The sequence below is a fragment of the uncultured Vagococcus sp. genome, from assembly GCF_963518325.1.
Lineage (GTDB): Bacteria > Bacillota > Bacilli > Lactobacillales > Vagococcaceae > Vagococcus_D.
The window spans coordinates 1-23,060 of sequence record NZ_CAUQJB010000042.1 but is presented as its reverse complement, the minus strand read 5'-3'; the positions used below and the strand labels follow the sequence as shown (position 1 = coordinate 23,060).

Annotated in this window: 19 protein-coding genes, 1 rRNA gene and 1 riboswitch; of the genes, 17 read left to right on the top strand and 3 right to left on the bottom strand. The window is 41.3% G+C overall.

Translation table 11 applies throughout. The features are described 5' to 3' along the window. Nucleotides 1-1,581 (bottom strand): ABC transporter permease subunit, encoded by a 1,581-nt coding sequence (locus RWN13_RS21375; RefSeq protein ID WP_314067833.1) that lies wholly within the window; start codon nucleotides 1,579-1,581, stop codon nucleotides 1-3. Between the two features lie 215 nt (nucleotides 1,582-1,796). Further along, a riboswitch (Lysine riboswitch) is annotated at nucleotides 1,797-1,972 on the bottom strand. A 69-nt stretch (nucleotides 1,973-2,041) separates the two neighbouring features. Then, nucleotides 2,042-2,341 carry a hypothetical protein gene (locus RWN13_RS21370; protein WP_314067831.1) on the bottom strand — a complete coding sequence of 100 codons (300 nt, stop codon included), beginning with the start codon at nucleotides 2,339-2,341 and terminating at the stop codon, nucleotides 2,042-2,044. A 494-nt stretch (nucleotides 2,342-2,835) separates the two neighbouring features. On the opposite strand from RWN13_RS21370, the gene RWN13_RS21365 reads away from it, so the two are divergent. The 4 genes from RWN13_RS21365 (at nucleotide 2,836) to RWN13_RS21350 (ending at nucleotide 4,960) form a co-directional block, all read left to right on the top strand. Then, complete coding sequence (locus tag RWN13_RS21365) at nucleotides 2,836-3,309, top strand: DMT family transporter (RefSeq protein WP_314067829.1); 474 nt, start codon at nucleotides 2,836-2,838, stop codon at nucleotides 3,307-3,309. Nucleotides 3,310-3,460: 151 nt separating this feature from the next. Continuing rightward, entirely contained in the window at nucleotides 3,461-4,150 is a 690-nt protein-coding gene (locus tag RWN13_RS21360) for an NAD-dependent protein deacylase (RefSeq protein ID WP_314067828.1), read from the top strand. A 20-nt stretch (nucleotides 4,151-4,170) separates the two neighbouring features. Continuing rightward, complete coding sequence (locus RWN13_RS21355) at nucleotides 4,171-4,437, top strand: chorismate mutase (protein WP_314067827.1); 267 nt, start codon at nucleotides 4,171-4,173, stop codon at nucleotides 4,435-4,437. Between the two features lie 4 nt (nucleotides 4,438-4,441). Beyond that, a complete protein-coding gene (locus RWN13_RS21350; RefSeq protein ID WP_314067825.1) occupies nucleotides 4,442-4,960 on the top strand; it encodes a transcription repressor NadR in 519 nt (172 codons plus the stop codon). Between the two features lie 47 nt (nucleotides 4,961-5,007). Here RWN13_RS21350 and RWN13_RS21345 read toward each other — a convergent pair whose 3' ends face one another. Further along, the gene (locus RWN13_RS21345) at nucleotides 5,008-6,390 is read right to left on the bottom strand and encodes a L,D-transpeptidase family protein (RefSeq protein WP_314067823.1); all 1,383 of its coding nucleotides are present in this window, start codon (nucleotides 6,388-6,390) and stop codon (nucleotides 5,008-5,010) included. A gap of 331 nt (nucleotides 6,391-6,721) precedes the next feature. On the opposite strand from RWN13_RS21345, the gene pth reads away from it, so the two are divergent. The 13 genes from pth to RWN13_RS21280 all read left to right on the top strand — a co-directional run. Next, nucleotides 6,722-7,291, top strand: a complete 570-nt coding sequence (gene pth / locus RWN13_RS21340) for an aminoacyl-tRNA hydrolase (protein WP_314067821.1) — start codon at nucleotides 6,722-6,724, stop codon at nucleotides 7,289-7,291. A gap of 18 nt (nucleotides 7,292-7,309) precedes the next feature. Further along, the gene (gene mfd, locus RWN13_RS21335; RefSeq protein WP_314067819.1) at nucleotides 7,310-10,846 is read left to right on the top strand and encodes a transcription-repair coupling factor; all 3,537 of its coding nucleotides are present in this window, start codon (nucleotides 7,310-7,312) and stop codon (nucleotides 10,844-10,846) included. Between the two features lie 28 nt (nucleotides 10,847-10,874). Then, nucleotides 10,875-12,461 carry a polysaccharide biosynthesis protein gene (locus tag RWN13_RS21330; RefSeq protein WP_314067818.1) on the top strand — a complete coding sequence of 529 codons (1,587 nt, stop codon included), beginning with the start codon at nucleotides 10,875-10,877 and terminating at the stop codon, nucleotides 12,459-12,461. A gap of 40 nt (nucleotides 12,462-12,501) precedes the next feature. Next, nucleotides 12,502-12,777, top strand: a complete 276-nt coding sequence (locus RWN13_RS21325) for an RNA-binding S4 domain-containing protein (RefSeq protein ID WP_314067817.1) — start codon at nucleotides 12,502-12,504, stop codon at nucleotides 12,775-12,777. 62 nt (nucleotides 12,778-12,839) lie between these two features. Then, nucleotides 12,840-13,301 carry a septum formation initiator family protein gene (locus RWN13_RS21320; RefSeq protein WP_314067815.1) on the top strand — a complete coding sequence of 154 codons (462 nt, stop codon included), beginning with the start codon at nucleotides 12,840-12,842 and terminating at the stop codon, nucleotides 13,299-13,301. Between the two features lie 66 nt (nucleotides 13,302-13,367). Continuing rightward, on the top strand, nucleotides 13,368-13,805 hold the full coding sequence (locus tag RWN13_RS21315) for a S1 domain-containing RNA-binding protein (RefSeq protein ID WP_209532140.1): 438 nt from the start codon (nucleotides 13,368-13,370) through the stop codon (nucleotides 13,803-13,805). Between the two features lie 66 nt (nucleotides 13,806-13,871). Then, nucleotides 13,872-15,296 carry a tRNA lysidine(34) synthetase TilS gene (tilS, locus tag RWN13_RS21310; RefSeq protein ID WP_314067812.1) on the top strand — a complete coding sequence of 475 codons (1,425 nt, stop codon included), beginning with the start codon at nucleotides 13,872-13,874 and terminating at the stop codon, nucleotides 15,294-15,296. Between the two features lie 23 nt (nucleotides 15,297-15,319). Next, a complete protein-coding gene (gene hpt / locus RWN13_RS21305; RefSeq protein WP_314067811.1) occupies nucleotides 15,320-15,868 on the top strand; it encodes a hypoxanthine phosphoribosyltransferase in 549 nt (182 codons plus the stop codon). A gap of 70 nt (nucleotides 15,869-15,938) precedes the next feature. Continuing rightward, complete coding sequence (ftsH, locus tag RWN13_RS21300; RefSeq protein WP_314067809.1) at nucleotides 15,939-18,113, top strand: ATP-dependent zinc metalloprotease FtsH; 2,175 nt, start codon at nucleotides 15,939-15,941, stop codon at nucleotides 18,111-18,113. 257 nt (nucleotides 18,114-18,370) lie between these two features. Further along, complete coding sequence (gene hslO / locus RWN13_RS21295) at nucleotides 18,371-19,252, top strand: Hsp33 family molecular chaperone HslO (protein ID WP_314067806.1); 882 nt, start codon at nucleotides 18,371-18,373, stop codon at nucleotides 19,250-19,252. Between the two features lie 20 nt (nucleotides 19,253-19,272). Next, nucleotides 19,273-20,262, top strand: a complete 990-nt coding sequence (dusB, locus tag RWN13_RS21290) for a tRNA dihydrouridine synthase DusB (RefSeq protein ID WP_314067804.1) — start codon at nucleotides 19,273-19,275, stop codon at nucleotides 20,260-20,262. 159 nt (nucleotides 20,263-20,421) lie between these two features. Then, nucleotides 20,422-21,915 carry a lysine--tRNA ligase gene (lysS, locus tag RWN13_RS21285; RefSeq protein WP_314067802.1) on the top strand — a complete coding sequence of 498 codons (1,494 nt, stop codon included), beginning with the start codon at nucleotides 20,422-20,424 and terminating at the stop codon, nucleotides 21,913-21,915. Nucleotides 21,916-22,703: 788 nt separating this feature from the next. After that, nucleotides 22,704-23,060: ribosomal RNA gene (locus tag RWN13_RS21280) — 16S ribosomal RNA — on the top strand; the annotation flags it as partial.

Here is a 23,060-nt window from a genome sequence, read left to right as displayed (position 1 = left end):
CTAAATCCCTCCTCTAGTACGTTCATCTGATTTGATAGTCTTGACCTGCATTTGATTGGCATAAGGTGCATAATCATCAGGACCGTCAAGGCGACGCTCTAAGTAGCGCAAGATTTGTGTTACGGTGAAAGTCATAACAAAGTAAATCACACAAACAACAAAAAATGTATCGAAGAAGCGATAATTACTGCCAGCCACTGATTTCCCTTGGAAATACAACTCACTGACGGCGATAACATTCAACACTGATGTATCTTTGATGTTAATCACAAATTCATTTCCCGTTGCAGGTAAAATATTGCGAATAACTTGAGGAACCACAACATTTTTCATGGTTTGGAAATGAGTCATGCCAATTGCTTGAGCAGCTTCAAACTGCCCTTTATCCACAGAGTAAATGCCACCACGGACGATTTCCGTCATGTAGGCCCCCGTGTTAATCGAGACAATGAAGAGGGCGGCAAAGGTAGGATTTAAATCCAAACCAAAAGCTTGAGAACTGCCATAATAGATGACCATTGCCTGAACAATCATCGGAGTTCCACGGAAAATTTCGATATAGACAGAGAAAAATTTATTTAAGAAGCCGAGACCGAATTTTTTGGCTTTATTATCGGGAACTGGAATCGTACGGAAAATCCCAATTGCCATGCCAATGGCAGTGCCAATCACCGTTCCGATAAGAGAGATAAACAGGGTCATACCAGCACCACGTAAGAACATCATGCCATTTTCTTTAATAATTTTGATAATCCAGATTTCATTGGTTTCATTATCAGCTTGCTTGGCGATCACACTTTCCATAATTTGGTCTTGTTTTTCAACTGAAATACCGGCCAAGATAGTATTGATTTCTGGCAGTAACGGGCTGCCTTTTTGTAAGCCAATGGCGATAGCTGTATCTTCTGGCGCCGTTTGAAAACCATTTTCCTGAGTGAATTCGACCATTTTAAAATTAGGATTGGCTTTTTGAGCTGTTAATGCTTCTGGCTTTTCTGTCACATAACCATCAATTTTTTCTGATTCAAGGGCCACACGCATAGCCGGGAAATTATCCATGGCGGTTTGTTTGCTGACACCGGGAATCTGATCGATCACGGAATAGTGAAAGGTGTTTAACTGAGCCGTGATTTTGGCATCTTCAAAATCTGCTAAGCTTTTAGCGTCTTGAAAGGAGCTGCCATTTTTAACTAAAATAACTAAATGAGACTGATAATAAACATCAGTAAAATCAATTTGTTTTTTACGCTCTTCCGTAGGTGACATACCTGCAATCACGGCGTCGATTTTACCAGAGGTTAAAGCAGGAGCCAAACCATCCCATTCGGTTTTAACGATCACCAGTTTTTTACCAAGCTCATTGGCAATGATTTTGGCAATCTCCACATCATAGCCACCTGCAAATTCCTTGGAACCTTCAATAGGTACGCCACCATTTTTATCATCTGTTTGAGTCCAGTTAAAAGGGGCGTAGCCCGCCTCCATTCCAACTCTAAAGGTATCCTCTGCATGTACCGGTTGACTACAAATCAAACCGAAGAGCAACGATACTAATACCACAACGCTTTTTCTGACTTTCATGTTTTCCTCCTTAGACCGCACGGGTCCAATCTTGCTTTGTCTTTTAATTGAATAAATGCTAATTCGCATCTAAAGCACTCGCTTTAACCAGTCGATGAGTAGTTTATCGCCCCACTGAATCCACCGATTTTGCCACATGGCTTCTAGCAAAACAAAAAAACGACCCCATGATTTCTCACGAGGTCGCAATAATAGACTTATTCATTCTGCCTTTAGACAAGAATAGCGCAACTTAGTTCTTACAAACTAAGACAGTTCAACAGCTATCAACTGTTGTCCCAACACCCATTAGTGAGGCTAACGGATATTTCGGCGACTTTCCCTCCTGATAGTTTCAATGTATCCTCATACTCGACTATCATTCCTAATCATCGCGACCTCTACCTCATATTTTGAGGCACTTATTCAATTTTTACAAATTTTAACGTAAATTTGTGAATCTGTCAAATCTATTAGTGATTTACTTTGCTGTTTCCAGTTTTGGTTCACGGCCTAGAATCGCTTTAAGAACAGCTAATACTAATTCTACAGCGATTAGCGCGTACATTAACGAACTGTATGTCGTAATATCGAAATCCCATGTCTTATAAACAAGTAAAACAATAGCTAAAACAATTGCGGCCAACACATTTAATAAAGCAAATGCCCATAAATTTCCATTTTCTTTGTTTGCCAAGTAGTAAACAGAGAAACCAGTGCTGATGACGATCCACGCAATACTTACCAAAATACTAGCCCAATAAATTAAAAATGCTACCATTTTTTTCACCTCTTTCTTCTCACTTGTTATTTTAGCATCTTCTCTAAGTCTTGTCATTGAAAAGTGATGAAAAATTGTTTTTTTTATCACAAACTATGGTTTTTTTTAACTTGAAACTGACGGATATTGACCTTTAGCTGATTCTAAGTTATTTTTAATAAGACATTGAATGAAAAGGCAGGTGTTAGTGATGTGGTTTATTCCAGCGTTAATCCAGTTTAAGCCTGGGGAACGGCTGATTTATTTTATAAAAAGGGGAATGACCCAACAGACGCTAACAGTGCGTTAAAGACAGTGGTCATGGTGGGGCACGCGGTCTTATATAGGATGATGTACCAGAACGTTAAATTTGATTGGCTGAATATCATCCTCTATTTTTCTGTTTCGGCGCTGATGTCTTTCTTTATTCGGGTCGTATGGAAGTGAGTCAATTTTTAGCAATCAACGTTATTTAATTAGGGGTTGTCCTCCTGTCCGATTTTGAAAAACAAGAGATGGACCGAAAACTGGCCCAAGAGGATAAAAAATATCGAGTTGGGGCGATTGCGATTAATTTCCCCATCTTATACTGTCACTGTGTGATTGACGGCACAGGGACCTTTTTAGATGGTTATTATTTGGAAACGAAGCAGATCATGTCGGAGGATCAGGCGCTCATCAGTTATGAGCTGACTTTTTTAATAGTTGGAATTTTGGTCTTTAGTTATTTAATTCTTGTAAAAAAAGCCAAGATGCCTGTGAAAAAGGAAAAATATCGGACTTTGGCAGCCCTTTGTGAAACCATAGGTCAGTTCTTTTATGTCGGTGCAATCGCTAGTAACTCAATAGTTGTGGCACCGATGATTTCTTCTGACAGTATCGTCTCGGTGATCTTGTCACGACTTGTTCTTAAAGAAAAATTAACGATTAAACAGTATCTGGCCATTGGGATGATTATGGTTGCTATAGCCGTCCTTAGGCTTTTATGATGACTAATCTCACAAAGAGGCGTTCATCTGGCACCACAAGGAGCGAGCCTTATGAGGCATTTGATCATAGTCAGGGTAAAGCCCGTATAATTTTAAACATCCCTCTAAAAAATTAGTAGTTGAAATGCTATAATAAAGAGAGGTGATAAAAATGAGTCAACGAAAAGAGGCAATTCAATTAATTAGAGAGAGTCAACGGGTGACTTTTTTAACCGGAGCAGGGGTTTCTGTGGCCTCAGGTATTCCCGATTACCGCTCAATGGGTGGTGTATATGAGGGGATCGAAGAACCTGAGTATCTGTTGAGTCGCAGTTGTTTGATGGAAGAGCCCCAGAAGTTTTATGAGTTTGTTAAGCAGTTGTACCATCCCGAGGCGCAGCCTAATGTGATTCATCAAAAGATGGCCGAGTTGGCTCAGAATAGAGCAGTCAAGATTGTGACCCAAAATATCGATCAACTCCACGATAAAGCGGGTAGTCAGGTGATTAATTTTCACGGAAGTCTTTATGACTGTTATTGCATGGCTTGTGGACAAACAGTGACAGTAGAGGATTATTTAACAAGTGATTGCCACTATAAGTGTGGCGGGCACATCAGACCGAATGTGGTATTATATGAAGAAAACTTGGACAGTGCCATCATTGAGTCTGCTATTCAAGCAGTTGAAGCAGGAGATGTCCTAGTCATCGTGGGAACGAGTTTTAAAGTTTATCCATTTAGTGATTTATTGCGGTTCAAGGGTGGCAGTAAGGTAGTGGTAGTGAATAATGAAGCTCTTTCCCTAGCTGGTGATTATCTGATGATAACAGAAGATGCCACAGGCTTTTTTGAAGAGTTATAACGATAGAAAAGAGGCGGAGTATGTTAAGTCAACAACGGGAAAAGATTGATCAACTGGATAAACAGATTGTCGCGTTATTAGAAGAACGAATGACAGTTGTGACAGAAGTAGCGCGAATCAAAGCGGAGAATCAGTTGGCTGTTTTAGATGGACAACGAGAAGTGGTTCTTTTGGATAAGGTTCGTCATTATGTCAAAGAAGCCGAGTATGAAGAAAGTATTGTGGAAGTGTACCGGGCAATGCTGACGATTTCTAAAAACTATCAAATTAAAACTAATGGGAAGTGAGAATATGACAGGAGAAGAGAGACGAGAGTTGATTGTAGCCCAGTTAAAGCAAGCGGACACCCCCCTTAGTGCCTCGGCTTTTGCTAAGGAATTTGGGGTTAGTCGTCAGATTATTGTAGGCGATGTAGCCTTGATTCGAGCAGCGGGGCTGAGTGTGCGTGCTACGGCTAAAGGTTATGTACTGGAGGAGATGGATCCAAGCAGTTATCGAGGTCAAGTGGTGTGTCAGCACCAGCTAGCGGAAACCGAAGCTGAACTATCCTTGATTGTCGGACTTGGAGGCGTAGTAGCAGATGTCTCAGTCGACCACCCGATTTATGGTGAGCTGACGGGGAATTTAGATATTCGAACGGCAGAAGATGTGACCGCATTTATTGAACGGATAACAGCGAATAATGCCCGCTTATTGCTTAATTTAACGGGGGGCATTCATCTACATACCTTAGTTTGTCATGATCAGCCACATTTTATTGAAATTAAAGAGGCTTTGGCAATTGCTGGACTGCTTTATCAAGAAAAATAAGCTAACTTAACCAGTGAGTTAAGTTAGCTTATTTGGTGTTTAATTGATTAAAAAACCAATACTGGTGTACCGACTTCAATGGCTTCATAAAGTTTAGCAGCAACATCAGGTGGTGTGTTAACACAGCCGTGGGAGCCAACTGTTTGCCACAATGAGCCACCGTAAGCAGGTTGCCAAGGGGAGTCATGAAGGCCAACTCCTGTCCAGTCAATTGGCATCCAGTAGTCAACGGGTTCTGCGTATTTAGACCCGTCGTCATTAGTACCACGCAAGGTAGAATTACGTTCTTTTTTCCAAACATAGTTCGTTGCAGCTGGTGTTGGAGTGGTGGGTTTACCTGTTACTACGTCAGTTTCTAAAAAGAGTTTACCATCGCGGTAGTAGTACATGTGCTGATTTTGTAAATCAACTTCCACGTAAGTGTTGCCGATAAGGGGGGCGCTGATTGAGGCACTACCTTGAGCAATGGGTGACCGATTGACGCCTTCACCTTTTAGGAGCTCCTCGTAAAGGGTCTCGGTCTCGGTGTCTGTTTGAATGGTCCAGCTATAAGATCCAGCTGGGACAGAAACTTCTCCTCGAGCAGTACTCTTGAATTTAGTTGGGTTTGTACTGGTATTGTACTGAGCGCCAATGTTTGCCACATAGGCTCTGATTTTTTCTTTGTCCAAAGCGATTTTGTTATTTGCTTGATCATAGTCAATCCAACCAGCAATATCAGCTTTTGGTACGGCCACATTTTCACCGTTAATAATATAGGTAACTTGTTGATCGGTGATCCGGCTGACTTCCGCTAAATTCTTTTTCAGATCAGGATTGTCAGATGTGACAGCTGGCTTGGCAATAAATTCTTCTAACTCTAGATTTTCTTTGCCAGTTGTTAGTTTTTCTTTTAACTGTGCAACGACTTTATCTGCTTCGATATTATTCCCCTGAATTTCGGGAACAATTTCAAAACCTTGATCGTTTTTCTTGATGGTGGCATTGGCAGAAACCGTTCGGCCCTTGTTTAATTCACCGATTTCATTAACAAGAGAATCGGAAAAGGCTTTAAGGTTCTCCTCATTGACAGAGGTGTCTTTTAAGTCATGTTTGTGTTGACTGAAATAGCTTGTAAACCACAGATAATTGTTTTGCTTGTTCAATATTTTTTCTAAATCTTGTGAGTAGTTGTATTCCATACCTAGTTCACTTGTGGGAATTTGTTTCCAAACTTGCCCATTGTCAAGAATATCAAAGGTTTCTTTGGCACTTTGTTCCGTTAAGGCTTTTTCAGCTTCTTTGTAGGTCATTTGACTAATGTCAATTCCGTTAGCTGTCGATTGCGGAAGGTAATGTTGTTTAAAGAAATTAACTTGATATGTATATAGACCGATTATAAGTAATAGGAGTACTCCGAGTAAGATAAAAATCCATTTCTTTGCTTTCATAAAAAGCTCCTTCTTCTGTTTTGTAATCATATTGTAACATATCGCTTGGAAATTGCGACCTATTTCTCCAAAAAACCCCAGTTTTTAGGATTTTTTAAGTCGCTTTAAGGAAATATTAAGAATGAACAAGTGTTACTCTATTAATATAAAAACTTTCTTATGAGAAAGCAAGTAAATTGTTTATGAAGATTTGCCTCGATGTGTTATAATTAAAAGAAAACTGGGCGAGGAATAACTCATCGCTCAGCTATTTTGTGTATTACTGAGTAAAATCTCAGGGTTTTTCTAACATAAATAAGAATTAATCAGGGAACTGAGAGGGGTATCATCGGTGAAATTAATAGTAGGTTTAGGTAATCCGGGATCAAAATATATGGCAACCAAGCATAATGTCGGCTTCATTACGATCGATGAATTAGTTCATCGAGAGGGGGCGTCCTTTAATAAACATCAATGCGAGGCGGATATTGCGGAGCTTTTTATTGGCGGAGAAAAGATTATTTTAGCCAAGCCTGTTACCTTTATGAATGAGTCGGGTCGCTCGGTGGGGCCTTTAATGAATTATTATAATATTGAGATGGCTGACTTATTAGTCATTTACGATGATTTGGATTTGCCAATCGGTAGTTTGCGTCTGCGACAAAAAGGCGGCGCTGGTGGTCATAATGGCATTAAGAGTATTATTCAACACTTAGGAACTAAAGAGTTTAATCGAATTAGAATCGGGATTGATCGGCCTCGTCCGGGACAAGATGTGATTTCTCATGTCCTTGGTACTTTTCCCAAAGAGACCCACGAGGATATGTTGGTTTCAGTAAAAAAAGCAGCTGATGCTAGTCTGTACTGGGCTGAGGGTCACACGTTTGTCGATGCAATGAACCAATTTAATGTGAAGACATAGGAAGTAGGATAACTATCAATGAGTATTATGGAAAAAATAATCAATTCGGAAAAAATCCGCTCGTGGCTTGATCAAACAGCAACGGCTAAACAGCAATTAGTGACTGGGCTAGCAGGTTCGGCTAAGATGCTTGTAATGGCTAGTCTGTTTCAGGAAAAGCAAAAGCGAGTCGTCATTGTGACGCCTAACTTGTATCAGGCAAGTAATTTAATGGATGATCTACGGAATGTGATTCCAGATGAGCAATTGCATCTCTTTCCTGTAGATGAAGTGACCTCTGTTGAGATGTCATTCTCTTCACCGGAAGCCTTGGCTGAACGGGTCACGACCTTGTCGTTCTTGGCTAGCGGGCAACCAGGTGTGATTGTGGTACCTCTAGCAGGTGTTCGCAAGTACTTACCGGCTCCTAAGGATTGGCAACAATTTGAACGAAAACTGGTCAAGGATGCGGAAGTTGACATTGATCAACTAATGAAGCAATTGGTTCTCATGGGTTACGAACGTCAAGGGATGGTCGGCAAACCAGGAGAATTTAGTTTGCGTGGTAGTATTTTAGATATTTACCCACTGACAACAGATTACCCTGTACGAATTGACTTTTTTGATGTTCAAGTCGATTCCATTCGCTATTTTGAAGCGGACACTCAACGGTCCATTGAAACCATTGGGGAAGTGACCATCAGTCCGGCAACCGATGTCTTTGTAACGGAAAATGACTTATCAGCAGGAGCGGAGCGTCTGCAGGATGCCCTGGTGAAGCATGTGGCAGTGGTCAAAGAAGAGACGGATAAAGAATTGTTGCGCAGTTATTTTGAAACCGTGATTGGTGAGTGGCAGTCTGGTAATCCAACGGATGATGCTCGTTATTATTTAGATTTTTTATATGGCGAAAAAACGACTTTATTTGACTATCTGGAAGTGGATGACTTAATTTGTGTCGACGACTATCCACGGGTGTTAGAGGCCGAGAAAGACATGTTACTGGAAGAAGCGGAATGGTTGACCATGAAGCTACAGGAACTACGTGTCTTCCCTGACCAGTCACTGGGAGCCGATTTGCGGAATGTCATGAAAAAGACGCCCTGTCACATTAGTTACTTCTCTTTATTCCAAAAGGGCATGGGGAATTTAAAATTTCAAGGAATTCACACGATTCAATTCCGAGCCATGCAACAATTTTTTGGCCAGATGCCCCTTTTAAAGGTGGAAATGGAGCGTTGGCAGAAGAAGAATGAAACGGTGATTGTGCTCGTCTCTAATGAAGAGAAAAGTAAAAAAGCCGAAGAGATGTTTATTGATCACGATATCTCAGCCGTTATTACGACTACTGACAAGTTGTTAGATGGTAAGGTTCAAATTGCTGTAGGTCAACTGCAATCAGGCTTCGAACTGCCGGAAGAAAAACTGGTGATTATTACCGAGCGAGAACTGCTGCAGACGGTTGCGAAGAAGCGTGCGCGGAAGCAAAATATTTCCAATGCAGAACGGCTGAAGAGCTATAATGAACTGAAACCAGGGGACTACGTGGTTCATATTAATCACGGGATTGGGAAATATGTCGGCATGGAAACCCTCCAAATGGATGGGGTTCATCAAGATTATATGACGATTGTCTACCAAAATAACGATAAATTATTTATTCCTGTCACCCAGCTAAATCTAATTCAAAAATATGTGGCTTCTGAATCAAAATCACCGAAAATTAATAAATTAGGTGGAGCTGAGTGGACCAAAACCCGTAACAAGGTAACGGCTAAGATTGAAGACATCGCAGATGATTTGATTCAGTTGTACGCTGAACGTGAGGCAGAAAAAGGTTATGCCTTTTCACCAGATGACGATTATCAAAAAGAATTTGAAGATGCCTTTCCTTACAGTGAAACAGAGGATCAGTTGCGCAGTATTCAGGAAATTAAACGGGATATGGAAAAAACGAAACCAATGGATCGCCTTCTTGTGGGAGACGTGGGTTATGGTAAAACAGAAGTGGCCTTGCGGGCAGCTTTCAAGGCTATTCAGGATGGCAAGCAAGTAGCCTTTTTAGTGCCAACGACGATTTTAGCTCAACAGCATTATGAAACCATGCTGGAACGATTTGCTGGTTTTCCAGTGACGGTCGGTCTGATGAGCCGCTTCCGGACGAAAAAGCAACAAACAGAAACAACCAACGCCTTGCGCAAAGGCCAAATTGACATCGTCGTTGGGACTCACCGAATCTTGTCAAAAGACATTGAGTTTCAAGATTTAGGCTTGTTAATTATTGACGAAGAGCAACGTTTTGGTGTGAAACATAAAGAGCGTCTGAAACAACTTCGTTCTCAAGTGGACGTGCTAACCTTAACGGCCACACCGATTCCACGAACCTTGCATATGTCAATGTTAGGTGTCCGAGATCTATCGGTGATTGAGACACCGCCGGCTAATCGTTATCCGGTTCAAACTTATGTGATGGAAAAAAATCCTGGAGCTGTTCGTGATGCGATTGAGCGTGAAATGGCTCGTGAAGGGCAAGTCTTTTACTTGTATAACCGAGTGGATACGATTGAACAAAAAGTCGATGAGCTGTTGGAACTTGTGCCAGATGCTAGAATCGCTTTTGCTCACGGGCAAATGACGGAGATTCAATTGGAAAATGTCCTGTTTGAATTTATCAATAAAGAATACGATGTTTTGGTAACGACGACGATTATTGAAACAGGGGTGGATATTCCTAATGTGAACACCCTCTTTGTTGAAAATGCGGATCACATGGGCTTGTCTCAGCTTTATCAATTACGGGGGCGGGTCGGTCGTAGTAATCGGGTGGCTTTTGCCTACTTCATGTATGAACCGCAAAAAATCCTAAATGAGGTCAGTGAGAAACGTCTTCAGGCGATTAAAGATTTTACAGAGCTAGGTTCCGGCTTTAAAATTGCCATGCGTGATTTATCCATTCGTGGGGCAGGGAATTTATTAGGTGCCCAACAACATGGCTTTATCGATTCAGTCGGATTTGATATGTATACCCAAATGTTGAGTGAGGCAGTGGCTCGTAAACAAGGGGACACAACACAGGATTACAAAACCTCTATGGAGATTGACGTGGGAATCGATGCGTATATTCCATCTGAGTATATTACCGATGAGCGTCAGAAGATTGAAATTTATAAGCGGGTCCGTCAGTTGGAAACCATGGAAATGTATGAGGAACTGGAAAGTGATTTATTTGACCGCTTTGGTCCTTATCCAGATGAAGTGGGTTACCTCTTGTCGATTGGTTTAATTAAGATGAATGGTGATTTTGCTTTAATAGAAAGCATTCGCCGAAACAAAGAAAAAATCAGCATCTTACTAAGTGTTGCAGGAACTAACGCTTATAAAGTGGATCAGTTGTTTAAAACCTTAGCAGTGACCAAGTTGAAAGCCGATTTAGGGTTAGATGGTGAGCAAATGCGGATTCAATTGACCATTCCTAAAGAGATGAGCGCGGCTGTTTGGTTAATGGAGTTATCACAATTTGTGACGGCTCTTAGAAAAGAAAAGTATACAAGTAAAGAATTTTCAAAAGAGGCGTAAGCCATTCTTATAATGAGTAGGTGAAAAAATGGCGAAAGCTGGCCAACAAAGGCTGATGCGTGGAGCGTTACTGTTGACGGTCACATCCTTTATGGTTAAAATCTTAAGCGCCGTCTATCGTGTGCCTTTTCAAAATATGGTAGGTGATGAGGGGTTTTATGCCTACCAGCAAGTTTATCCGATTTATGGAATAGCCATGACCTTGGCCTTATCAGGACTGCCGGTCTTTTTATCAAAATTAGTGGCAGAACAAGAAGATGAGGTGGAGAAACGAAAGGTTGTTCGTCGAATTTTCCCTATAGTCTTCTGGTTGTCAGCAAGCATGTTCGCAGTAACTTTTTTTGGCGGCGACTTGTTGGCTAAGTGGATGGGAGACAGTGACCTAGCTCCTCTTATTAAAATGGTCTCCTTCGTCTTCTTGTTAACGCCATTTTTAACGAGTTTTCGAGGGTATTATCAAGGGGAATTAATCATGGCGCCGACGGCTTATTCTCAGTTGTGGGAGCAAGTTTTACGGGTTGGCGTCATTTTAGTGGCAGCCTTGATATTCACGAAAGTGGATTGGTCGATTTATCAGGTGGGCACGATTGCCATGGCTGGTGCTCTGGTTGGCGGCTTAGGGGCCTTGTACGTCCTATGGCAGTATCGTCCTACCCTTAAACTGTTTGGGAAAGATGGATTGGGCAGTTTGAAACAAACGGCTAAGTCTCGACCGTACACCCGCCGCTTTTTGGTCGAAGGTGGCTTAATCTGTGGTTATAGTTCCTTACTAGTCTTGTTTCAATTAGTCGATTCTTTTGTGATTAAAAATCAATTGGTGTTGTCTGGGTTAACTAATATGGAAGCAAAGGTTACCAAAGGGGTTTATGATCGGGGACAACCCCTTGTCCAAGTTGGGTTGGTTATCGCTGTGGCACTGACCACGTCATTTTTACCGACATTGACGAAGTATCACATGGAAAAGAAAGTGGTTTTTTATGAGCGAGCAGTTGGCATATTTTTGCGTATCACTATGGTGATTTCCAGTGCAGCCAGTGTGGGGCTGATTATGTTGTTGCCGTACATTAGCAACAGTCTTTTCGGCGACGGTGAAGAAACCCTCTCACTTAGCCTGTTTATGGGGACGGTGTTTTTTATGTCAGTAGTTCTGGCCTACCAAACCCTTTTTCAAAGCCGCAATCACTATCGACCGCCTTTATATGGGCTTGTGCTAGGATGGACGGTGAAAGTCGGAGTTAGTCCGCTGCTAACCGGGTATCTGGGAACAGTCGGAGCAAGCTTGGCAACATTGCTCGGTTTAGGGAGTTGTCTACTAGTATTGGTTCATTACTCACCCTCAATGAGCAAATCAGGGATTAACTCATGGTTTATCTGGAAATTACTGACCTGTTTAGGTATGATGGTAATAAGTTTAGCTGTTTATCGTGGGTTTGTTGAGTCATGGCTTATGGCCAGTGAGTCTCGTCTGTTGTTCTTTATCGCTTCAGTTGTTGGTGTGGCCATTGGTGGGACGGTCTTTCTGTGGATGTTAGTCAAAATTAGGCTCTTTACTTTGCGTGAGTGGTTGATGATTCCTATGGGTAAGAAGCTGTTGCGAAATAGATCGAATTCTTAGGTCTTCAGGGTTAAGCTGTCAAAATAAGGAGGAACAAAACGTGCGTTTAGATAAATTTTTAAAAGTGTCGCGAATCATTAAGCGACGGACGGTTGCCAAAGAAGTGGCAGACAAAGGCCGGATTCAAGTGAACGGCCAAATAGCAAAATCATCAACATCAGTTAAGATTGGTGATTTAGTTAAAATTGTTTTCGGAAATAAGACACTTGAAGTGAAAGTGTTAGATTTGAAAGATTCAACAAAAAAAGACGATGCTCAGAATATGTATGAGATTGTCAGCGAAACAAGAGAGACTACCTACGAAAATTTAGATTAGACAATGACCGTCCTTATTGATATAATGTCTATGAAACAGAATCCAGGAATGGAGTTTTTGATATGGAAGATAAAAAAATTGAACAGCCAGCGCCAAAAGAGTCAAATGTAGCGTCTATCGGCAATCAATTTACTAAGGAGCAAATTAAACAATTTAATAGACAACAAAAGAAAATCATTTTTCGGCGTCGTCGTTTAGCGGTTATTTTCGCTGTCGCTTTAGTTATTTTTGTGTTGAGCGGCTTTAATTTGTTGCGAAGTTATCAACGTATCGGGACATTGAATGAGGCAAAGGCGACTGCTGAGGCAACTCAGGCAGAGCTGAAAACCAAAGTGGCGTCATTGGAATACGATGTAAAATTATTGGAAGACCCAGCTTATTTAGAAAAGCTTGCGCGTCAAAAGTATTTTTATACGAAAGAGGGAGAACTGGTTTTTAGTATCCCGCAAATCAATCCAAATTCTCGTGGAGAAACAAAAGCCGATGAATCAACTGACTCTGAGACGACTGAATCGTCGAAATAGCAAAGGTTCACAGGCGAGTTTATTTATAAATAAGGTTTAAAAATACTAAGGAGGAACAACTTTTTTATGTCAATCGAAGTAGGGGCAAAAATTTCTGGTAAAGTGTCAGGTATTACAAATTTTGGAGCATTTATCGATTTAGGTGAAGGAAAAACAGGGTTGGTTCATATTAGTGAAGTTTCCAATAACTATGTGAAGGACATCAATGATGTGCTTAAAGTAGGGGAAACAGTTGAAGTGAAAGTAATGTCCGTTGGTAATGATGGTAAGATTGGCTTGTCCATTCGCCGTGTTTCCGAAGAAGTGCCTGAAAGAGCACCGAAAAAAGAATTTACTCGCCCTCAGCGAAAAGAATATAAAAAACCGGTTGTCCAAGCAGCTCACAAAAAAGATGATTTTGATTCGTTAATGAGTTCGTTTTTGAAAGATAGCGACGATCGTTTAACTTCGTTAAAACGCAATACTGAAGGTAAACGTGGCGGTCGTGGTGGACGACGTAACTAAATAATTTGAACTTATATGCCGAGGCTATTGTCTCGGCTATTGTTATTTGTCAGGGAGGAAAGCGTTGTGGCAGTCACTCACAGATTTAGAGAATTAAATAAGCGCCAACTCTTTTGGCAAAAAAGTGACCGTTTGTTACTGGCTGTTTCAGGTGGTGTCGACTCGATGGTATTGTTGCACCTGTTACTAAAGGTTCCGGCTAGTGAGCGTCCCTTTTTTGCTGTGGCTCATGTCAATCACCAGCTGCGGTCGGCCTCTCAAGTGGAAGAGGCTTTTCTACGAGAGTTTTGTCAGGAGCAGGGAATTCCTTTTTATGCTAAAACCTGGCAAAAGCCTCTGATGGGCAATCTGGAAAATGAGGCCCGCCAAGCTCGGTATGGCTTTTTTGCCAGAGTCTGTCAAGAGGAAGGGTTTGATTGCCTGATTACAGCCCATCATGGTGACGATCAGGCGGAAACCGTCTTAATGAAGTTAATCAGTGGCAGTCAAATGCAAAACTTAGTGGGGATTCGTCCTACTAGTCAACGGAATGGTTTGGTTATTCACCGTCCTTTATTGGCTTTTTCCAAGGAGGAGCTGTTAGCTTGGGCGACTTCTCATCAGGTTGTTTATTTTGAAGATGCCAGTAACAGAGAAAATGATTATTTAAGAAATCGGATTAGAAATCAGATTATTCCTCAATTTAAAGGGGAAAACGCAAACTTTTTAAAACATATTCATAATTTCGTCAAACAAATCGCGTATGCTAATGATATTATTGAAGTTAAAGTCAACGAACTTTGGCCAAAAGTGATCCATGACATTGATAATCAGTGGTCCATTGATTTAAGGTCATTTCGTTCTTTATCTGAGAGTCAACAATACATGTTATTAGTTTCCCTTTGGCAAAAGGTGTTAGTCGTAGAAGGGATACCGGTGAATGAGGAACAGCTTAGCCAGGCCTTAATCATGCTCAACAGTGATCTCGGTGCACGAGAGATTCATTTAGCAGCAGGTTGGCGACTTGAAAAAGGCTATCAAGTAGCATTATTGAAAGTCACTGACTCACAAGGGGCTGTAGCTGATTCGCCACAAAGCCTTAGTCTGGGGCAAGGCATATATCTCAGTCAAAGCGAATGGTTAGGATTCGAGCGTGTCGATCAACCTCTTGAAATCCCTGAAACAATCAACCATTGGCAGACTTTTGAGTGCTCTGTCAGTGAGAGCTTAAGAGAACTAGTGGTACGTCACGTACAACCGGGGGATCGGTTTGTTTACAATCAAGCCGGTAATCACAAGAAAGTCAACCGGGTTTTTATTGACAGTAAAATTCCCCTTAAAAAGCGCGAGCAAACGTGGTTAGTTTGTGATTCAGCAGGAGAAATTATCTGGATTGTGCCAATTAGGAAAAGTTATTTGAGTATTGTGAAAGAAACTGATAAAATACATTACAGGCTTATCTATTTAAAGTCATGCTCGGCTACCGAGCGTCAAAACTTTTCAAAGGATTAAGCAAGATCTGGAAGGAGACTCTTATGTTAGAGAAAGACATTGAAAAATCATTGTATTCAAGAGAAGAAATAGCCATTAAGACGAAAGAATTAGGTCAGCAAATCACCAAGGATTACGCCGACAAAAATCCCTTGGTTATCGGGATTTTAAAAGGGGCGATTCCATTTATGGCAGATTTGATTCGTGAAATGGACATGCAATTAGAGATGGATTTTATGGATGTATCAAGCTACGGAGAAGCGCTAGTTTCTTCAGGCGAGGTTAAAATAATTAAAGATCTGGATACCAATGTAGCAGGTCGTGACTTGCTGATTGTTGAAGATATTATTGACAGTGGTCAAACGTTAAAGTACTTAGTGGAGTTATTTAAGTACCGTCAAGCTAAGTCTGTTAAAATTGTCACACTCTTGGACAAGCCAGAAGGTCGTGTTGTGGATATTTACCCAGATTACTCTGGATTCAACGTGCCCAATGAGTTTGTAGTGGGCTTTGGTCTTGATTATAAGGAAAACTATCGTAACTTGCCTTTTGTTGGTGTGCTAAAACCAGAGATTTACGAGACAAATAACTAATAATATTTCAAAAGTATGTTAGAATAAATATGCGTGATAAAAAGATTGTGCTATTAGAGGGAGGCCCTATATGAATAAAAAGAAAAACGGGGGAATGAAGAATACACTCTATTATATATTGTTAGTTTTAGCAATGGCGATGGTCGTATTCTTTTTCTTTGGCGATAAAAAAAGCCCCGGTTCGGATATAACGTATTCAACGTTTTCTGAGCAGTTAAAAAGTGAAAAAATTAAAGACATGGAAATTCAGCCAGCCAATGGCGCGTACAAGATTACCGGTACTTACTATGAAAAACCAAAAGTTGAAGACAAAGGTTTATCAATTCTTGGCTCAAGTAATGTAGCGAATGATCGTTTTACAACGATTGTCTTACCAAATGATGCAACTTTGGCGGAGATTACGAAGAATGCTTCAACGTCTAAAACCAAGGTGACCATTAAGGAGCAATCGAATAACGGTGTTTGGATTTCAATGTTATTCTCCTTCTTACCATTAATCGTGATTATATTCTTTATGTACATGATGATGGGTCAAGGTCAACAAGGCGGCGGTGGCGGCCGTGTGATGAACTTTGGTAAATCAAAAGCCAAAGAAGCAGACAAAAAAGCTAATAAAGTCCGTTTCTCTGATGTAGCAGGTGCTGAAGAAGAGAAACAAGAACTAGTTGAAGTGGTGGAATTCTTAAAAGATCCTCGTCGTTTCGTTGAACTAGGTGCCAGAATTCCGGCAGGTGTCCTATTAGAGGGCCCTCCAGGGACTGGTAAAACATTACTTGCCAAAGCCGTTGCTGGTGAAGCAGGCGTGCCGTTCTACTCAATTTCAGGTTCTGACTTTGTGGAGATGTTTGTCGGCGTTGGGGCGAGCCGTGTACGTGATTTATTTGAGACAGCCAAGAAAACGGCTCCTGCGATTATCTTTATTGATGAAATCGATGCTGTGGGTCGTCAACGTGGTGCTGGAATGGGTGGCGGACACGATGAACGTGAACAAACCCTTAACCAATTACTCGTTGAAATGGATGGCTTTAGTGGGAACGAAGGCGTGATCGTCATCGCCGCAACAAACCGTTCAGATGTATTGGATCCAGCTTTGTTACGTCCAGGTCGTTTTGACCGTCAAATTTTAGTTGGACGCCCAGACGTTAAAGGTCGTGAAGCGATCCTTAAAGTCCACGCGAAAAACAAACCGTTGGCAGCTGACGTAGATTTGAAAGTCGTGGCCCAACAAACACCAGGTTTTGCTGGTGCTGACTTAGAAAATGTCTTAAACGAAGCGGCTTTAGTAGCAGCTCGTCGCAATAAGAAAAAAGTGGACGCCTCTGATATTGACGAAGCACAAGACCGTGTTATTGCGGGACCTGCTAAGAAAGATCGTGTCGTTAGCAAAAAAGAACGTGAATTGGTTGCCTATCATGAAGCAGGCCACACTATTTGTGGGCTAGTCTTAAGTGATGCCAATACGGTCCATAAAGTAACAATTGTGCCTCGTGGACGTGCAGGTGGTTACATGATTGCCTTACCGAAAGAAGATCGTTTCTTAATGACCAAAGAAGAATTGTTTGAACGTATCGTTGGCCTTTTAGGTGGACGTACAGCAGAAGAAATTATCTTTGGCGTAAAATCAACAGGAGCAAGCAATGACTTTGAACAAGCAACAGGCTTAGCTCGTAGTATGGTAACGGAATATGGAATGAGTGATAAACTTGGACCTGTTCAATACGAAGGCAATCATCAAGTCTTTGTTGGCCGTGACTATGGTCAAACAAAAGCGTACTCTGAGCAAGTGGCTTATGAAATCGATGAAGAAGTACGCAGTATCCTAAATGCAGCCCATGGGAAAGCCCGTGAAATCATTGAAGAGCATCGTGCTCAACACAAACTAATTGCTGAAAAATTATTAGAATTTGAAACATTAGATGCTCGCAGCATTAAATCACTCTTTGAAGAAGGCGTAATGCCAGCTGATGTGATTGCTAATCAATTCCCAAGCGAAAAATCTGGTACTTTTGAGGAAGCTAAAAAAGCCTTAGAAGAAAAAGAAGCGAAGAAACAAGCGGAAGAGAAGCAAGAAGACAAAGAGAATGCATTAAAAGCGGATGAACCAGTGAAACCAACTGACACACCCGTTACACCGCGAGTGCCAGAAGATGACGAAACAACATCTGAAGATACAGACAACCGCACGGCAGAAGAAAAAGCAAAAACGGAATACGAAAAAGAAAAATTCGAAGACCGATATAAATAAGCAATAAACAAAGTGGGTTGCCTAGGCAACCCACTTTTGCTTGTGTGTCTGGTAAATGCTAAGAGGTTAGCGTGTGGAGCTAGGGGACGAAAAAACTGAAATCAATCTCTGCTTGCCATTCTTTCTGGCAGGTAAAATAGTAGTTGCATTAAATCGGGATTGTTGGGACACTAGCAAACAATAAAATTGTCTAAAACTTATTTTGGGTTTAAGATAGTAGGGTCGATGAAAAAAATAGAAAAATTAGGTGAATGCAAATGGAAGATTATTTATTAAAAGCACTTTGTTTTGATGGCCAAATTCGGGCTTTTGCAGTTAACGCGACAAAAACCGTTGGAGAGGCACAACGTCGCCACGATACTTGGCGGACGGCTTCTGCGGCTTTAGGGCGAACGATGGTTGGCTCACTGATGCTAGGCGCTATGAACAAAGGTGAAGATAAGATTACAGTTAAGATTCAAGGGGATGGACCTGTTGGCGCAATTGTGGTTGTGGCTGATGGTCACGGAAACGTAAAAGGTTATCTGCAAAACCCTGAAGTTAACTTGCCGGCAAATGAACATGGGAAGATCGATGTTCGTGGCGGTGTGGGAACATCAGGTAGTTTGTCAGTTATCAAGGATTTAGGTTTAAAAGAACCTTTCTCTGGACAAGTTCCATTGGTTTCTGGGGAATTAGGGGAAGATTTCACCTACTATCTGGCCAATTCTGAACAAGTCCCTTCGGCAGTGGGGTTAAGTGTGTTAGTTGATATCGAGGATGATTCAATTAAAGCGGCAGGTGGCTTTATGATTCAAGTGATGCCGGATGCGACGGACGAGACGATTGCCGAGATCGAAAGACGCATTGCTGAAGTGCCCCTTGTGTCAAGTTTGATTGATCAAGGAGAAACACCGGAAGAAATATTATATCGCTTGTTGGGTCAAGAGAATGTGAAGATTCTTGAAAAAATGCCCGTACAATTTCATTGCGATTGTACTAAGGAGAAATTTGCTTCAGGTATTATTTCACTTGGTAAAAAAGAAATCCAAGAAATGATCGATGAAGATCAAGGTGCTGAGGCGGTTTGCCATTTCTGTGGCAATAAATATCAATTTGATGAAGTTGATTTAAAAGCTTTATTAGAAGAAATCGGTTAAGTTGTAAGGGGGAAACCACGTTGTGGAAAATAGGAAATATTGATATTCCTAATAGAGTTGTGGTCGCGCCTATGGCTGGTATTAGTAATGCGGCTTTTCGGGTGACGGTCAAAGAGTTTGGCGCAGGCTTAGTCGTCTGTGAGATGATTAGTGATAAAGGGATTCAACTTAGAAATAAAAAGACCTTAGAGATGCTGTATATCGATGAGAGAGAGCATCCTCTGAGCGTTCAGATTATGGGTGGTAGCAAAGATACCCTAGTCGAGGCGGCTAAGTTTGTGGAAGCTAACACGAAGGCAGCGATTATTGATATTAACATGGGCTGTCCTGTCAATAAAATTATTAAGAATGAGGCAGGCGCTAAATGGCTCTTGGACCCTAATAAAGTCTACGAGATGGTAGAAGCAGTGGCCTCAGCAGTCAAGATTCCAGTGACGGTGAAAATGCGGATTGGCTGGGACGATGAACATGTTTTTGCCGTGGAGAATGCTTTGGCGGCTGAAAAAGCTGGCGCGGCAGCCGTGGCAATGCATGGTCGGACACGGATGCAAATGTATGAAGGTAAGGCCAATTGGGAAGTTTTGCGCGAAGTCAAAAAGAACTTAACTATACCCTTTATGGGCAACGGTGATGTTCGCACGCCTCAAGATGCCAAACGGATGGTAGAGGAAGTTGGCTGTGATGGCGTGATGATCGGGCGGGCAGCTTTAGGCAACCCTTGGATGATCTATCAAACGAAGCATTATTTAGAAACGGGTGAACTATTGCCTGAACCACCTGCACGAGATAAAATAAAAACGGCCAAACTTCATTTAGAGCGCTTGGTTGATCTAAAAGGCGAAGTGATCGGCACTCGTGAGTTCCGGCAACATGCTGCCTATTACTTAAAAGGCATATCGAGAGCAGCGAAAACCAAGGTTGCGATTAATCAAGCTACTAAACAATCTGAGATTATCGCTTTGCTGGATGCGTTTGTCGAAGCCACAGAAGTGAGAGAGATTGCCAATTAACCAAAGGTGGGGTTAAGCGCGTAAATCGAGTAGTCTTTAGCGAAAATCTAGAAAAACATGAGAAAAGAGGCAAAAGGAAAGATTTCCCTTGCCTTTTTTGTTTTTAGTGTGGCATTATAGATAGAAGAACGTAGCTTTTGAAAGGACGGAGGAAATAGAGTGACTGAGGAACAGAATACTCAACAAGAAATGAACGACCAATTACTGGTTCGTAGAGAAAAAATGGCCGCTATGCAAGCTGCAGGAATGGATCCATTTGGCCAAAGATTTGAGCGTAGCCATAATTCAAAGGAATTACACGATGCTTATGGTGAAATGACCAAAGAAGAATTAAATGAGTTGCATTTAACAGCGACTGTCGCTGGTAGAATGATGACAAAACGTGGCAAGGGAAAAGTAGGCTTTGCGCATTTACAAGATCGCGAAGGCCAAATTCAAATTTACGTTAGAAAAGATGCCATTGGTGATGAGGAATATGAGTTATTCAAACAAGCAGATTTAGGAGATTTTATCGGTGTAACAGGGGATATCATGAAGACAGATATGGGTGAGTTAACCATCAAACCTACATCGTTGACCTTCTTAACTAAGGCTCTCCGTCCATTGCCAGATAAATATCATGGCTTAACCAATATTGAACAACGTTACCGTCAGCGCTATTTAGATTTAATTAGTAATCGAGAAAGCTTTGATACCTTTGTTAAACGAAGCCAGATTATTAAAGAAATCCGCAATTATTTAAACGACAACGACTATTTAGAGGTTGAAACGCCAACTCTTCATAATATGGCAGGTGGTGCAGCGGCTCGTCCGTTTATTACCCATCACAATGCCTTAGATATTGAGTTGTACTTACGAATTGCTTTGGAGCTACATTTGAAACGTCTGATTGTCGGTGGCATGGAGAAGGTTTATGAAATTGGCCGTGTTTTCCGTAACGAGGGAATCGATACTACCCATAATCCTGAATTTACCATGCTGGAAGTTTATACGGCTTACGCGGATTACCGTGATGTGATGGACTTGACAGAAGGTATCATCAAACATGTTGCAGATAAAGTGAACGGTAGTTTATCTGTCAGATACGGTGAAACCGATGTGGATTTAAGCGGACAATGGACTCGTCTCCATATGGTAGATGCAATAAAAGCACAAACTGGTGTTGATTTTTGGCAAGAGATGACAGACGAAGAAGCTCGTTCCCTTGCGAAAGAGCACAAGGTTAAAGTGGAAGAACACATGGAATTTGGGCATGTGGTCAATGAATTCTTTGAAGAGTTTGTCGAAGAAACCTTGATTCAACCGACCTTTATCTATGGGCATCCAGTAGCAGTCTCTCCTTTATCGAAAAAGAATCCAGAAGATGGTCGCTTTACCGACCGCTTTGAAGTCTTCATTGTAGGGAACGAGTACGGCAACGCCTTTACGGAGCTAAATGATCCGATTGATCAACGTGAACGTTTTGAAGCCCAGGATCGTGAACGTGATTTAGGTAATGATGAAGCTCATGGGATTGATAATGACTTTATCGAAGCTTTAGAATATGGTATGCCACCAACTGGCGGATTAGGGATTGGAATTGACCGCCTTGTTATGTTACTGACCAATTCACAGTCAATTCGTGACGTCTTACTATTTCCAACAATGCGCTAAGAAAAAGCTCGCTAATTTAGCGAGCTTTTTTGTATCGGATCATACAGATTGTTACTATAGAAAGGTTTCCTCAAATAGTTAATGATTCTGGGGGACAATCAACTTATAGGACGTAAGTTCATATTGCGAATAATTGTAGAGGGAAGCCATCGGTTTGGTAAGTAAAAGGCGAATGATTATTTGATATTCACTGTCTTTATCAAGTTAAATAAAAAAAGCGAAAAAAACTCAATATAATAGTTGCAATTTCCTCTGAGACTTGGTATATTATTACATGTCGCTGAGATATAAGACAGCTTTGAAAGAAGCACATGAAACTTTCTTGAAAAAAGCTATTGACATGATAGAGAGCGTTATGTTATTCTAATTAAGTTGTCGATTGAAGAGCTAAGCTACTTCAAACAAACTCATGACTCAAAAAAATAATAAAAAAAGTTGTTGACACTGACAACTAAAATATGTTATTCTAATTGAGTTGCTGTTGAAGTTCTAAACCACTTCTGCTGAGTGTAAAAAAACTTTTGAAAAATAATAAAAAAGTTGTTGACAAAGACAACTAAACATGTTATTCTAATAAAGTTGCTAAGGCGACAAACAACTGCGAAACAAGCAGTTGACAACTTAGACCTTTGAAAACTGAACAAAGTAAGACGAACCAAATTGTGTAGTTGTTCTTCTTTAGTAGAAGAACACTAAAAAGATTTTACGATTTTTTATGAAAAATCGAATAGTGAAGTTACATTCGCTAGCAAACAAAATGAGCGGCATCTTTTGATGCTATCAAAACTTTTAATGAGAGTTTGATCCTGGCTCAGGACGAACGCTGGCGGCGTGCCTAATACATGCAAGTCGAACGCAAAATCTACACCGAGTGCTTGCACTCACCGTAGATTTTGAGTGGCGGACGGGTGAGTAACACGTGGGTAACCTGCCCTTTAGTGGGGGATAACACTTGGAAACAGGTGCTAATACCGCATAATTGTTTGAGCCGCCTGGCTCGAATATGAAAGACGCTTTCGGGTGTCGCTAAAGGATGGACCCGCGCCGCATTAGTTAGTTGGTGAGGTAATGGCTCACCAAGACCGTGATGCGTAGCCGACCTGAGAGGGTGATCGGCCACACTGGGACTGAGACACGGCCCAGAC

Excerpts from the sequence above, each read along its gene's own strand:
- RWN13_RS21375 (WP_314067833.1), bottom strand. The coding sequence starts at position 1,581 with ATGAAAGTCAGAAAAAGCGTTGTGGTATTAGTATCGTTGCTCTTCGGT.
- RWN13_RS21370 (WP_314067831.1), bottom strand. The coding sequence starts at position 2,341 with ATGGTAGCATTTTTAATTTATTGGGCTAGTATTTTGGTAAGTATTGCG.
- RWN13_RS21365 (WP_314067829.1), top strand. The coding sequence starts at position 2,836 with ATGGACCGAAAACTGGCCCAAGAGGATAAAAAATATCGAGTTGGGGCG.
- RWN13_RS21360 (WP_314067828.1), top strand. The coding sequence starts at position 3,461 with ATGAGTCAACGAAAAGAGGCAATTCAATTAATTAGAGAGAGTCAACGG.
- RWN13_RS21355 (WP_314067827.1), top strand. The coding sequence starts at position 4,171 with ATGTTAAGTCAACAACGGGAAAAGATTGATCAACTGGATAAACAGATT.
- RWN13_RS21350 (WP_314067825.1), top strand. The coding sequence starts at position 4,442 with ATGACAGGAGAAGAGAGACGAGAGTTGATTGTAGCCCAGTTAAAGCAA.
- RWN13_RS21345 (WP_314067823.1), bottom strand. The coding sequence starts at position 6,390 with ATGAAAGCAAAGAAATGGATTTTTATCTTACTCGGAGTACTCCTATTA.
- mfd (WP_314067819.1), top strand. The coding sequence starts at position 7,310 with ATGAGTATTATGGAAAAAATAATCAATTCGGAAAAAATCCGCTCGTGG.
- RWN13_RS21330 (WP_314067818.1), top strand. The coding sequence starts at position 10,875 with ATGGCGAAAGCTGGCCAACAAAGGCTGATGCGTGGAGCGTTACTGTTG.
- RWN13_RS21320 (WP_314067815.1), top strand. The coding sequence starts at position 12,840 with ATGGAAGATAAAAAAATTGAACAGCCAGCGCCAAAAGAGTCAAATGTA.
- RWN13_RS21315 (WP_209532140.1), top strand. The coding sequence starts at position 13,368 with ATGTCAATCGAAGTAGGGGCAAAAATTTCTGGTAAAGTGTCAGGTATT.
- hpt (WP_314067811.1), top strand. The coding sequence starts at position 15,320 with ATGTTAGAGAAAGACATTGAAAAATCATTGTATTCAAGAGAAGAAATA.
- ftsH (WP_314067809.1), top strand. The coding sequence starts at position 15,939 with ATGAATAAAAAGAAAAACGGGGGAATGAAGAATACACTCTATTATATA.
- hslO (WP_314067806.1), top strand. The coding sequence starts at position 18,371 with ATGGAAGATTATTTATTAAAAGCACTTTGTTTTGATGGCCAAATTCGG.